This window comes from Paenibacillus sp. P13VS, assembly GCF_015143645.1.
Taxonomy (GTDB): Bacteria; Bacillota; Bacilli; order Paenibacillales; family Paenibacillaceae; genus Paenibacillus; species Paenibacillus xylanilyticus_A.
Window position 1 is genome coordinate 616579 of the sequence record NZ_WYEV01000004.1, and the last position, 13005, is coordinate 629583.

At 49.4% G+C, this 13005-nt stretch carries 11 protein-coding genes; 1 reads left to right on the forward strand and 10 read right to left on the reverse strand.

The window, feature by feature from the left end:
* Positions 1-78 precede the first annotated feature (78 nt).
* The 4 genes from phnE (GUA98_RS12580) to GUA98_RS12595 form a co-directional block, all read right to left on the reverse strand.
* Complete coding sequence (phnE, locus tag GUA98_RS12580) at positions 79-885, reverse strand: phosphonate ABC transporter, permease protein PhnE (protein ID WP_095361135.1); 807 nt, start codon at positions 883-885, stop codon at positions 79-81.
* Positions 882-1736 (reverse strand): phosphonate ABC transporter, permease protein PhnE, encoded by an 855-nt coding sequence (gene phnE / locus GUA98_RS12585; protein ID WP_153977101.1) that lies wholly within the window; start codon positions 1734-1736, stop codon positions 882-884. Before phnE (GUA98_RS12585) ends, phnE (GUA98_RS12580) begins: the two co-directional genes overlap by 4 nt.
* Positions 1733-2530, reverse strand: coding sequence for a phosphonate ABC transporter ATP-binding protein (gene phnC, locus GUA98_RS12590; protein ID WP_153977100.1), 798 nt, complete (start codon positions 2528-2530; stop codon positions 1733-1735). Before phnC ends, phnE (GUA98_RS12585) begins: the two co-directional genes overlap by 4 nt.
* 176 nt (positions 2531-2706) lie before the next feature.
* The gene (locus GUA98_RS12595) at positions 2707-3693 is read right to left on the reverse strand and encodes a phosphate/phosphite/phosphonate ABC transporter substrate-binding protein (protein ID WP_153977099.1); all 987 of its coding nucleotides are present in this window, start codon (positions 3691-3693) and stop codon (positions 2707-2709) included.
* A 252-nt stretch (positions 3694-3945) separates the two neighbouring features.
* Between GUA98_RS12595 and GUA98_RS12600 the strand changes: the two genes are divergently transcribed.
* Positions 3946-5550 carry a bifunctional metallophosphatase/5'-nucleotidase gene (locus GUA98_RS12600; protein WP_193723215.1) on the forward strand — a complete coding sequence of 535 codons (1605 nt, stop codon included), beginning with the start codon at positions 3946-3948 and terminating at the stop codon, positions 5548-5550.
* A 58-nt stretch (positions 5551-5608) separates the two neighbouring features.
* Here GUA98_RS12600 and GUA98_RS12605 read toward each other — a convergent pair whose 3' ends face one another.
* From GUA98_RS12605 to GUA98_RS12630, 6 genes are all read right to left on the reverse strand, one after another.
* A complete protein-coding gene (locus GUA98_RS12605; RefSeq protein WP_193723216.1) occupies positions 5609-5917 on the reverse strand; it encodes a hypothetical protein in 309 nt (102 codons plus the stop codon).
* Between the two features lie 52 nt (positions 5918-5969).
* On the reverse strand, positions 5970-6284 hold the full coding sequence (locus GUA98_RS12610) for a hypothetical protein (protein ID WP_193723217.1): 315 nt from the start codon (positions 6282-6284) through the stop codon (positions 5970-5972).
* A gap of 265 nt (positions 6285-6549) precedes the next feature.
* Complete coding sequence (locus tag GUA98_RS12615; RefSeq protein ID WP_193723218.1) at positions 6550-8391, reverse strand: ABC transporter ATP-binding protein; 1842 nt, start codon at positions 8389-8391, stop codon at positions 6550-6552.
* Positions 8372-10144: an ABC transporter ATP-binding protein gene (locus tag GUA98_RS12620; protein WP_193723219.1), complete on the reverse strand. Its 1773-nt coding sequence runs from the start codon at positions 10142-10144 to the stop codon at positions 8372-8374. The genes GUA98_RS12615 and GUA98_RS12620 overlap by 20 nt, the downstream gene beginning before the upstream one ends.
* Before the next feature lie 261 nt (positions 10145-10405).
* A complete protein-coding gene (locus tag GUA98_RS12625; RefSeq protein ID WP_162009895.1) occupies positions 10406-12061 on the reverse strand; it encodes an extracellular solute-binding protein in 1656 nt (551 codons plus the stop codon).
* A 68-nt stretch (positions 12062-12129) separates the two neighbouring features.
* Positions 12130-12999 carry a carbohydrate ABC transporter permease gene (locus tag GUA98_RS12630; protein WP_153977092.1) on the reverse strand — a complete coding sequence of 290 codons (870 nt, stop codon included), beginning with the start codon at positions 12997-12999 and terminating at the stop codon, positions 12130-12132.
* Between the last annotated feature and the right edge of the window lie 6 nt (positions 13000-13005).

Below are 13005 nucleotides of genomic sequence, written 5' to 3' on the forward strand. Positions count from 1 at the left end.
AAAAAGACTACCCGTGCATTTATATTTCAACACGTGATAGCCTCTTATAGACCAAAAAACTAAGAATTCTACGATTAGTTACACCAGCTTCTTCCGAATATACCCCGAGATCAAGTCAATGATCGTGATCATCACGATGATCCCCAGCAGGATAATCCCTACTCGCGGCCAGTTCCGCGTGCTCAGTGCGAAGATCAGCGGTGTACCAATTCCCCCTGCCCCAATAACACCCAGAATGGTTGCAGAACGTACGTTAATCTCGAAGCGATACAATGTGTAGTTGAGGAATCCAGGCAATACTTGCGGCAGCACGGCAAACCACAGCTGCTGCATACGAGTCGCTCCGGAAGCGAGCAGCGCTTCAGAAGGGCCATAATCGATATTTTCCACTTCATCCGCAAACAGTTTACCCAGCATCCCGATAGAATGCAGTCCAAGGGCAAGTACACCCGCGAAGGAACCCGGTCCTACGGCCTTAATAAACAGCAAAGCCATAATGATCTCAGGAAAGGTACGGATGAAGCTCAGCACCATTTTCCCTGCACCCGATATGCCGCGGAAGCGGCTCATGTTTCTGGCAGACCAGAAAGCAAACGGAATACACAGCACGGCTGAAATAACGGTTCCCAGGATCGAAATCGCCAGCGTGTCCAGCAATCCTCGCAGCAAATCTTCACCTTCCGGCAAATAGACAAAGTCCCAGTCAGGCGAGAAAATCCCGGCAATAATCGCCTTCATAATCTGTCCGGCTGTTTCCTTGAGGCCCGTAAACGGTACACCTGCCAGTGCCCAGGCATATACCAGGATGAGCAGCAACACAATGACCCAGCGAAGCGGGTTTTTTCGAGGTTTGCGCCGGATGACGCTCGTTTCATTTTTCATCATAACAATTTCTCCCGCAGCTTAGTACTTACATAATCAATGATTAGAACAATAACAAGGGTAAAGAGAATGATTACGCTCGTTTTGTCATATTCCAGGAATCCAAGTGTCGCTTCATAGTACAGTCCAATACCGCCTGCACCTACCAATCCAAGAATGGCAGCCGCACGCACATTGATCTCAAAGGCATACAGAACATAGGACGTAAACTGGGCAGCCAATTGTGGTACCACACCATAGACGATCAGTTGAATCCGGTTCATGCCAACAGCCGTCATCGCTTCCAGCGGTCCCTGATCAATCGTTTCCAGCGTTTCATAGGTCAGCTTGGCAATCAGTCCGACGGAGAATACGGCAAGTGCCAGAATACCCGGGATTGGGCCGAGACCGAATACAGCAACAAACAGTGCAGCGAGCAGCAGATCGGGTACGGTACGAATCAGGTTCAGTACAAACCGGGCCGGATAGTAGATCCAGCGGCTTGGCATCAGGTTGCCTGCACAGATAATCGAAACTGGAATGGCAATAATTGCACCAATGGTGGTGCCAATCAGAGCCATACGAATGGTCTCCAGCATGCCCTGAACAATGTTATCGAAATAGGTCCATCTCGGTGGAAACATGTCCTTCAGCAGATCCCACATGTTAGGGAATCCTTCGAGCAGCTCGCTGAAGCTCGCATCGGTCTGTTTGGCACTGGCCCACAACAACAGCAAGATGATAACTAGCGTGAGCAGATGTTTGGTGCGGCCGGGTGGCTTGGGACGATTGACGACCTGTCCAGGTCCGGAACCGGGCTTCTTCCCCGCTCCCGTTAGTGGTGTATGAAGTGAAGCGCCAGACTGCCCCTTCATACCAGTACTTCTCCCTGCTCGGTTACAACCTGTTTGTCCAACAACTCGTCTGCGAGAATCGGTCTGCCATAGATCTCCGCAAAACGCTCATCTGTCGCCTCTTCCACAGGACCGTCAAACACCACTTCACCTGCACGCAAACCGACAATACGTGTCGCATACTCCCTTGCCAGATCAATAAAGTGAAGGTTAACGATGGTCGTAATGCCGAGCTCCTGATTAATGCGTTTTAAATCATCCATGACTTGTTTGGTGGTGAGTGGATCCAGGGAAGCAACCGGTTCGTCTGCCAAAATGATTTTCGCTTCCTGTGCAAGTACGCGGGCAATAGCCACCCGCTGCTGCTGTCCGCCGGACAGCTGATCTGCACGGGAATATGCCTTCTCTGCAATGTTCACGCGTTCGAGCGCTTCGAATGCCAGTTCCGTATCTTCTTTGGGAAAACGGCCCAAAATGGTACGCATCGTGGAATGATAACCGACGCGGCCCGCCAGAACGTTACGCAGGACACTTGAGCGTTTAACCAGGTTAAAGCTCTGGAAGATCATGCCGATATCCCGGCGAATCATGCGCAATCTCTTGCCCTGTGCCTTCGTGATGGAACTGCCGTTGATCACGATTTCGCCTTCACTGATATCATGGAGACGATTGATGGAACGCAGCAGCGTGGATTTACCTGCACCGGACAAGCCTACTACCGCAATGAATTCACCCTGCTTAAAGGTAAGATTGATATTATTCAGGCCTTTGGTGCCATTGGCGTACGTTTTGGTTACGTTGCGAAGCTCAATCATGACATTAATCCTTCTTTCATTAATAGAGTTCTATTTCGTTGCAGGCAGTAACGGGACAAGCCAGTGCAGCGTATATCACGCTGAACTGGCCTGTCCGCACTGCGAATACATCTGTTACATTCATTGGAAACGAATGACACCATCTACATATTTCAAATGTCTACTTGTAACAAAGACTACTCGGTTTTTACTTTTTCGCCGTATTGACGAACGATTTCAAACTTGCTGTCATCAGACTCTACATAACCTTCATGCGTATAGATTTCCTTGATGATTTCATGACCTTCCGGATCTGTACCGATGTCGATGAACGCCTGTTTGATTTTACTTGTCCAGTCCGCATTCATGTCTGTACGTACAGCAATCGTGTCGTTAGGAATTGGCTCTGTGAACGCCAGTACACGTGTATCTTCGAATACCGTTGGGTAGTCTTTGGAAACCGTGTTACGTGCATCTTGGAAAATAGCAGCTGCATCAACGTCACCGTTCAGTACAGCGATAACACCTTGGTCATGACCCTTTACCGTTACAGGAGTTACGTCTTTCAGTGGATCAATGCCTCTGTCCAGCAGCAGACCTGCCGGCCATACATAACCTGCGGAAGAAGTTACGTTTTGGTAGGCAATCTTTTTGCCTTTCAGTTCTTCAATGGATTGGATTGGCGAATCTTTTTTCACGATAAACATGGATTTATAGGAATCAGCCAGTTCTTCCGTTGGAGCACCTGTCTCATCATTAACGCCAAAACGTTGTGCCTGCAGAATAACTTGTGCTGCACCTTTTTCTTTTGCCAGTACATAAGCCGTTGGTGGCAGGAAGCCCACGTCTACTTTATTGGAAGCCATCGCTTCGATAATTGTGTTGTAGTCAGTGGATACGCTGACTTTTACCGGAATGCCCAGTTTGTCGCCCAGCAATTTCTCAAGCGGTTTTGCTTTCGCTTCAAGGGTGTCTGCATTCTGGGATGGAACGAACTGCACAGTCAACTCGGTTGGTACATACCCTTCGGCTTCTTTGTTTGTTTCTGCCGTATCGGTAGATGCACCGGAAGCATTGGAACTCGAATTCGTCTCGTTAGCCGAACCCGTTGTACTGCTAGACCCACAAGCACTTAGAAACAGAACCAAAATCAACAATGGTAAAAATAAAGCGGACTTCTTCAAGCGAACACCCTCCAAAGAGTTTCTATTTTTCAATACTTGTCTACTATAATTGGCAAATATTTGCGCGATGTGAAACGAAATTTGGAGTTTTGTAAAGTTTCCTGTCAGGCTGTCAGACGAAGTTTCATCTGTTAGAATAGGCTCATTATGGTTGAAGATATAGGTACAGAGGCTGATCTTCACTCGTTAATCATTGGCAAACCAGCCTGTGATTCCATATATTCATATTTATATATTAGAGGAGATTGTAAAATGACATCCATAACCCGCACGTCTAATTTCGACATCCTGTTCACCAGTGATCTTCACGGGGCCATCCGTCCCATTCATTACAATACCAATGCGTACCGTCCAGCAGGTCTTGCCCTACTCGCTTCGCTGATCCGCAAGGAGCGTGAACGATCACCCGAACTCATGCTGGTGGATAACGGCGATTTGCTGCAAGGCTCTCCTTTGGCCTCATATGCCGCCTCCATGAATTCGGATAGCCATATTCATCCCTTCATCAATGTTTTGAATGAACTGGGCTATGACGCTGCTGTGATGGGCAATCATGAATTTAACTATGGTCAGGAGTTGCTGCGCGGAGCCGTTGATGCCTCCCAATTTCCATGGTTGTCCGCCAATATTGTAAGCTGCGAACAGCCGGATGTACCGGCGTATGGCCCTCCTTACCTCATCAAGATCTTAGCTTCTGGTGTTAAAGTAGCTCTGCTTGGTGCAACCACTCACTATATTCCGAACTGGGAGCATCCAAAAAATATCGAAGGTTTACAGTTCCTTGACGCATTGGAGACCATTCGAAAATGGGTTGATTACATTCGCGAGCACGAGCGGCCAGACGTGATGGTGGTCAGTTATCATGGCGGATTTGAGTGTGATCTGGAGAGCGGTGAGCCTGCCGAACGGTTAACCGGAGAAAACCAGGCCTATGCCATCTGCCGTGACATCGAAGGCATTGATGTACTCCTCACGGGGCATCAGCATCGCCAGCTTACCGCCGATATTCATGGCGTGACTGTCATACAACCAGGCTTCAGCGGAAATGGTGCAGGACATGTATCCGTTCAGTTAGCACAGCATACAGACGGAACGTGGAAGATTACGGGGAAAGAAGCTCGTTTGCTGCTTCTGGATGAGAACAGCCATGTACAGCCCGATGCTGTTGTCATGGATCTAACGGAAGACTTGGAAGCTGCAGCTCAAGCATGGCTCGATCAGCCGATTGGCGAAGTAGCCGGGGACTTGTCCATCAACGATGTCACCGCCCTGCGGCTCTCATCTCATCCTTTTATTGCCTTTGTACACCAAGTACAGATGGAAGCAACTGGAGCCGAGCTGTCCAATACGGCATTGCTCAGTGAAGAAGCCCGCGGCTTCGGACCCCACATTACGGTACGGGATGTGTTATCCAATTTTATATATCCCAACACATTGACTGTATTGGAGCTAAGCGGTCAGGACATTCGGGATGCGCTGGAACAAACAGCACGCTATTTTGAATTGAACGCTTCCGGTGAAGTGGTGGTCAATCCGGCCTATATGACTCCGAAACCGCAGCATTACAACTATGATATGTGGGCAGGCCTCGAATACGAGCTGGACATATCGAAGCCTGTGGGGAGCCGAGTGGTCCGACTGGAACGTGAAGGTAAACCGCTTGATATGGAGGGGGCGTACTCTGTCGTGATGAACAGCTACCGTGCGGCAGGTGGCGGAGATTACGCCATGTATCCTGGCAAAAAGGTACTGCATGAAGGCGCCACAGATATGGCCGCACTGGTGGAGGACTATATTCGCAGACATCAACCACTGAAAGTGGAGCAGTCGAATAATTGGCGTGTAATCGGCGGATAGTCAAAAAAAGGCATAACCTTCGCGTGTGAAGGTTATGCCTTTTCAATTAGCTTTTAACCTATACCATGGTGGAAGCAAGTGCAGCCAGCAGCAGGACCGCCACCCAAACCAGTATCAAATTCGCCATCATTAATGCAGCTTTGAACTTATAGTTCTTATAGAATGCCCAGCAAGTGAACGATGCAAGGACAGGAACCGGATACGTAGCCAGCACCCCTGCGGCAATGTACTCCAGTATGTAATCATTTGTATTGCTGCTGGCGAACATATAGAAGCTGATAATTAACATATAAGGATAGGCTACGAGAGTAATCAAATTGATTGCGTTGATGGATAAAAGCCAGTATGCTACGGTACGATTTTTCACAATTAACGACCTCCCGGAAACACAATCTCATTTCATTGATTCTAGCTATGACCTAAAACGAAACAATACTGGAGGCAATGCCGACTAATATGATTGCCGCAACCCAGAACAACAATAAATTACCGATAACCAGGGCCCATTTAAATTTACGAACATGATAAAAAATCCAACAGCTGAGTGACAAGAGAACAGCAACAGGATATGAGGCCATAATATAGACCGTTATATAGTTGGATATATAGTCGTATGAAGTCGGCGCATCAAACATAAACACACAAAGCATGAGCACCACCGGGTATCCAAGCAAAGTGATTAGATAGAGCGCATTGAAAAAGAAGAGCGAGTAAGCGACTTTTGCATTTTTCATACCACAAGAACCTCCTGAAACACATCTCGTTCCAGTATATCCTTAAGATGACATATCGTCACGGTTATATTTTCCAGAAAATTCAATACGATCTTCTGTCTATATTTCCTGTCTTCTCCCTTAGCCTGGCTCGGCGTCACGCTTTTCCACACCTTCGACAAATCGGCAAAGAGCAGGGAATCAAGAGCTTCATGCCCTCATCCCTGCTCTTTTGCTGTAATAATAAAATCTAATATAAATGGATCCCCTGCCCTGACTCAGACTGCTATTGCGCTTTCTTGCGCAGCTGACTGTAATACAGTTCACTGTAAAAGCCGCCCTGCTCCAACAGCACATCATGCGAGCCTTGTTCCAGCAGCTGCCCATCCTTCAGCACCAGAATTCGATCTGCCTGCCGAATGGTGTTCAGCCTGTGGGCAATGACGAAGCTGGTACGTCCCTGCATCAGCCGCTGTAGACCTTCCTGGATTTTGATCTCCGTAACCGTATCAATGCTGCTGGTCGCCTCATCCAATACCAGGATGGACGGATCAGCCAAAATTGCCCGGGCAATGGCAAGCAGCTGTTTCTGTCCCTGACTTATGCCGCTCCCGTCTGCCTGAAGCACTTTGTCATACCCATCCTTCATGCGCATAATGAATGAGTGAGCATTGGCCAGTCTCGAAGCTTCTTCCACTTCTTCATCTGTAGCATCCAGACGACCAAATCGGATATTTTCCCGTATGGTCCCTTGGAACAGAAATGAATCCTGAAGAACAAAAGCCATGTGGGAACGCAGGTTTTCACGCCGAATGGTCGTAATGTCCCGTCCATCCACGGTCAACATTCCCGCTGTCGGATCATAGAAGCGGGACAATAGCTGAATCAAGGTTGTTTTCCCAGCTCCCGTCGGCCCTACCAGGGCAATCATCTCACCCGGCTTCGCCTCAAAGCTGATCTCATGCAAGATGCTGCGTCCCTCATCATATCCGAAGGAGACCCGATCGAAACGCACGGCTCCTTTCACCTTGTTCAGAGAAACCGCAGCTCCTTCATCCTTCGCTTCTTCATCTTCATCCAACACTTCAAACACCCGCTCCGCTCCTGCAATCGCGGACAATAGCGTGTTCCACTGGTTTGCAAGGTCATTCAGCGGACGAGTGAACTGACGAGCATACTCCACGAAGATGATAATGACCCCAACGGTAACCGTACCCTGGATGGCCAAAATCCCCCCGATCCCTGCCACGATAGCAAAGCTCAGGTTGTTCAATCCATTCATCAGCTTGGGGATAAAACCGGAAATGGTCTGCGCCCAAAAACCGGATACACGGATTCGGGTATTCCGCTCTTCGAATCCACGAACCACCCGATCCTCCTGGGAGAAGGCTTTGATGATTCGTTGTCCGGACAAGGTCTCCTCGATATACCCGTTAAGTTCACCCAGATTACGCTGTCTTTCCTTGAAGAGCGGTCCGGTTCGTCGTGTAATCCAGCGCATGCCAATCGCCATCAGCGGTACAACGATAAATGTCAGCAAGGTCAGCAATGGACTTAACCAGAGCATCACACCGAACGTACCAAGCAGCGTCAGCACACTGGAGAAAATCTGAATGGCCGAGCTGTTCAGCGTACCGCTGACATTCTCGATGTCATTCGTAACCCGGCTCATGATCTCACCCTGCTGACGTTTGCCGAAGAATGGAATCGGCAGCTTGTGCAGATGGGAGAACAGATCGTAACGCATCCGGAAAATGGTCTCCTGTGCGATTTCAATCATCCATATATTTTGCAGCCAGGATGTGAGTGAGAACAGCACGTACACTGCTGCGAGTCCCAACAAAAACGTCATCCAGCTGGAGCTTGTCGCTTCTCCATCCATATAATTATCCACGGCCACGCCGACCATGTACGGACCAAGCAGCGCCAGTGCGGAACTGGCAAATACCATTAGCAGTACCATCGTCAGTTTCACTTTGCGGCGAGCCAAGTAAGTCCAGATCCGGCCCAATGTACCGGACCAGTTCTTCGCCCGTGCCTTCGGCTTGCGACCTCCACCTGCTTTTAGCGTTTCGGGATCCAGTGGCGGCGGTGGCTGACGGAAAGGTTCAATGAACGCTTTGAACATGCGGTGTACCCTCCCCGTATTGAGATCCGTAGATTCGGCGATACAGCTCGGACGAATCCATCAGGTCTTCATGTTTTCCCTGCCCAATCAGACGTCCATCGTCCAGCAGCAGAATCAGATCCGCTGAGGTCGTTGAGCTGATCTTCTGGGTGATTATAAAGGTTGTACAAGATAGCTCTTCCAGCGCATCCAGCAGCCTCGCTTCCGTCGCCACATCGAGTGCACTGGTGCTGTCATCCAAAATCAGAATGCTCGGACGTCTGATCAATGCGCGTGCAATGGACAGGCGCTGCTTCTGGCCACCGGACAAGTTAACCCCGCGCTGACCCAGCTGCGTATCATATCCATTCGGGAGCTTCTCAATCGTGTCATGAATCTGGGCGCGCTTCGCGGCTTCCTTGATCTCTTCCAGCGTTGCGTCCTCCCGTCCCCAGGCAATGTTATCCCGCACGGAACCCGTAAAGAGGACAACTTCCTGCGGCACGTAACCGATTGCACCCCGCAATGTAGGTATGGGCAGTTGGTCTGCATCCCTGCCATCAATGAATACTTTGCCCTGATCCTCGGTATACAACCTTGGAATCAGCTGTACGAGTGAGGATTTACCTGATCCTGTCGCACCCATAATGGCGATGCGCTCGCCTCGTTTGGCAGAGAACGTAATATCCTCCAAGACCGTAATATCACTATTCGGATAACTGAATCCTACATTCCGGAATTCAACTGCACCTTGAACAGCGTTAGCTCGCTTAACGTGCTTCCCTGCTGCCTGGTCCTGAACTTCAGCTAACTTCTGCGCAGCCTCAGATGGATCCTCTGTATCAAAAACTTCGTTGATTCGCTGCGCTGAAGCACTGGCTCTGGAGAAGGTCACCAGAATCCAGGACAAGGCAGACATGGCTCCGATGGTGCGAAGCAGATAATTGATGACCGCGACCACTTCACCGACGCTTGCACTGCCGGTCAAGATGTCACGCCGTCCAAACCAGAGCACGGCGATGATGCAGCCATTCATCATGAGCAGCATGAATGGCATCGTGGTTTCTGTCAGGCGCAGCGCAGAGATCGTGCCCTTCATCAGCTTGCCGCTGAATCCGGCAAAGCGCTCAATCTCATGGCCCATCCGGACGAAGACACGGATCAGCCGAATGCCTGTCAGATTTTCCTGGATGACACCGTTGACGGCATCCAGTCTGCGCTGCACATTGCGGAACAGCAGCGCGGCCTTTTTGATCATCCAAATCACAAATACGAGCAGTACAGGTACCATCACCACAAGCAAAAGGCCCAGCCTTGGGTTCACCACGACAGCCATAATCATGCTTCCAATAACCACTAATGGCACACGTGTCATGAACCTCAGACTCATAAAGACCGTATCCTGTACCTGGGTCACATCTCCGGTTAATCGGGTAATCAGAGAGGACGTGGCGAATCGGTTAAATACGGCGTAAGAGAACGCTTGCACTTTGTCATACAGCTTTTCCCGCAGATCATATCCGAACCCGAGACTCGCATGTGATGCAAAAAATGAACTGGCGATTCCGGCAGCAAATGCCACGACAGCACTGCCTACAAGCACGCCGCCCCACAACCAAACCACAGACAGATCTCCTTGCTGTATCCCGTTGTCAATGATTTTGGAGATCAGGTAAGGCTGAGCAAGTTCCACCGCGAGTTCAATCAGCATCATGACCAGTGCAGCGATCGCGGCAACCCGATACTTCTTCAAGTAGTACAACAGCTTGATCATTACCATTCCTCCGGCACCGGAGCGCTAGATTACCGTGACTCATTTTTGTGTCTACGCAGCCAGCTCCGTTAGTCTCTTTCTTAAACTCTATGTAAAATTTCACGTACCCAATACGATTATTATATCTCATTTTACAGGTTGGAATCGCTAATATCTTCTTTCCTTCTCATTATTAACCTGAAATGGACAAGAGGATATCCATTAAGGAAAAAAACCTGGGCGATAGGCCCAGGCTGAATCATTAACTATATAAGAATCTGTTCACTCCGACTTCTTAAAATCAGCCTGCTGCTGTTCATAGATTTCATAGAAATCGTCCCATACCAGCACATTATCCTTTTCCTTGCTCCACCAGTCTTTGTACCACGCTTCGATCTCTGGCCCTCCGCCTTGCTCCCACTTCTGCTGGGCTTCCGCCGCAGCCTGTTCCACCGTATACTTGCTGCCCCCGATGATGGAGCGTGTGAAAATATCGTTGATGGCTGTCGTTACATTGGTCAGCTTCACCTGAAGCTCCTTCGGCAGCTGCGGCATATGTTCCGAGTGGGTCACGCCCTCTCCGACCGGAAGATTCGTCATGTATACTTCCCTTGCTTCCTTGAACAGTCGCAGCCCTTCCTTCTGGGATGGGATTTCCTCGCTGAACAGCATTTCGGTATACCCGCATTTGCCTTCCTCCAGGCGGCTGTACATCATGGCGTAGTCCCCTGCCCAGCTAATCTCCTGCTTGTATTTCTCCTGATCGGAGATACGCGGACAACCTTGCTCGTTCAGGGTGTAATGCGTACCTTCAAATCCATTTTTGAAGGTTCGACCGGACTCTGTTTTGGTTAAAAAATCAATATACTTCATGACCGCTTCGGGATTTTTGGCACGTGCATTCACGACCGCCGTCATCTGCACCGGGTTGTTCCATACCATCGTGTACTGTCCAACCGAAGTGGTTGGCAGCGCGATGACTTTTAGTTTAGCTTCCGGAACATTCTGCATCAGCGTATCCAGTTCTTTCGCCGCAAAACCCGTATAATCCGATGTCATGGCAGCATACATGCCGATTTTGCCATTCAGGAAATCCTGCTTCGCCTTGGCACCGTCCTTATCGGTCAGAAAGTCCTTATCTACCACGCCTGCTTCAAACAAGGCACGTTTAAATACAGTCGCTTCCTTCATGTGGTTTGGACCCACAACAACTTCACCATTCTCTACATTGACCCAGTTGGCATTGAACATATAGCGGAACAGGCCTGCTGTATCCCCAAATTGAAACCCGCCGATGCCATATGTATCATTCGCGCCATTTCCATCCGGATCATTTTCCGTGAAGGCTTTGGCGACAGCAAGCATCTCTTCCTCGTTCGTCGGCACCTCCAGGTTCAGCTTCTCCAACCAGTCTTCCCGGATGAAAAAGCTGGTCAGTGGAAATACCTCGTTCATGCGTCCGACCTCGTACAACTTGCCATCGCTTTTGATGCCGGCCTTCTTCAGCTGAGGATATTTCTCCATGAGTGCTTTGTATTCCACGCTGGAGTTCTCGATCAAGTCATCCAGCGGCATAAGCTGTTTCTGATTAAACAGGGTATTGCGGATGGGCGTACCGAATTCGAAAATGACATCCGGCGCGCTGCCTGAAGCAAATAATACGTTTAACTTGGACTGGGATTCCCAGCGGGGGACTGCTGTATATTTGACATTTGCCGGTCCGTTCTCGTTAATCCACTTGGACCACATATTATCTTCAATCGTGCCCATACCGCTCGGAACCGCACCTCGATCATAGATCGTTGATGTGATGTTCCCTCTGCTGCCTTCGCCTTCTGCCTGCTCACTGCCAGCCCCACCTGTACAGCCTGCCAGCAAACCGCCGATCAAGCCCAGAACGAGACTCGACTTCATCCATGCCTTCATCGTTAACGCCATAGATAAGACCCTCTTTCTCTCCTGTAATATGACACCCATGCAATATGACCACATCCCGCTCGCCTGTCTTACCCTTTGATCGAACCAAGCATAACCCCTTTGACAAAGTACTTCTGCAAAAACGGATATACCACCAAAATGGGAATGACCATCACAATCACGGCTGCTGCCCGAATACCTTCCGGTGTCAGATTCGAAATCATCGTTGGATCGGTAAAGTCCTGTACGTTCAGATTGGACATAATCATATTCTGGACCAGTACAGTCATGTTGTATTTGGATGTATCGTTGATGTAGATCATCACGCTCATGAACGAATTCCAGTACCCCACGCCGTAAAAGAGAGCAATGGTCGCCAGCAAAGGTTTGGATAGCGGCAGTACAATGCGAAACAACAGTCCCAGCTCACCACAACCGTCCATGCGAGCCGCCTCGTCTACTTCCCCGGGCAGATTTTCAAAATAGGAGCGCATGATCAGCATGTTATACGTGCTCACCAGGCCAGGCAGCCAGAGTGCACCGTAACTATTCACCAGCCCCAGGTTTTGCACCACCAGGTAAGTCGGAATGAGTCCACCGTTAAAAATCATCGTGAACACCATCGCCATCGTAAAAAATCGCCGGTGATAAAAGTGCCTCCGTGACAGCGGATATGCCGCCATAATGGTCACGGCCATGCTGAGCCCTGTACCGATTAACGTAATCTCCACACTGTTCCAGAACGCGTTCAGAATCGGCGTCCCTGTAATCAGGCTGTGATAGGAGAACCAGGTGAAATCGACTGGCCATAACCCCACGTTACCGGACACGACGGCTCTTGCATCACTGAAAGACAAAGCAATGATATTCAGAAGAGGCAGGATGCAGCTGACGGCAACCAATGATAACAACACATAATTGATCAGATAAAAGACTTTTTCTCCTCTGGTTTTTCTCATGCTGTT

Coding starts and splice junctions, on each gene's coding strand:
- phnE (WP_153977101.1), bottom strand. CDS start 1,736: ATGAAGGGGCAGTCTGGCGCTTCACTTCATACACCACTAACGGGAGCG.
- GUA98_RS12615 (WP_193723218.1), bottom strand. CDS start 8,391: ATGTTCAAAGCGTTCATTGAACCTTTCCGTCAGCCACCGCCGCCACTG.
- GUA98_RS12625 (WP_162009895.1), bottom strand. CDS start 12,061: ATGGCGTTAACGATGAAGGCATGGATGAAGTCGAGTCTCGTTCTGGGC.
- GUA98_RS12610 (WP_193723217.1), bottom strand. CDS start 6,284: ATGAAAAATGCAAAAGTCGCTTACTCGCTCTTCTTTTTCAATGCGCTC.
- GUA98_RS12600 (WP_193723215.1), top strand. CDS start 3,946: ATGACATCCATAACCCGCACGTCTAATTTCGACATCCTGTTCACCAGT.
- GUA98_RS12630 (WP_153977092.1), bottom strand. CDS start 12,999: ATGAGAAAAACCAGAGGAGAAAAAGTCTTTTATCTGATCAATTATGTG.
- GUA98_RS12620 (WP_193723219.1), bottom strand. CDS start 10,144: ATGATCAAGCTGTTGTACTACTTGAAGAAGTATCGGGTTGCCGCGATC.
- phnC (WP_153977100.1), bottom strand. CDS start 2,530: ATGATTGAGCTTCGCAACGTAACCAAAACGTACGCCAATGGCACCAAA.
- phnE (WP_095361135.1), bottom strand. CDS start 885: ATGATGAAAAATGAAACGAGCGTCATCCGGCGCAAACCTCGAAAAAAC.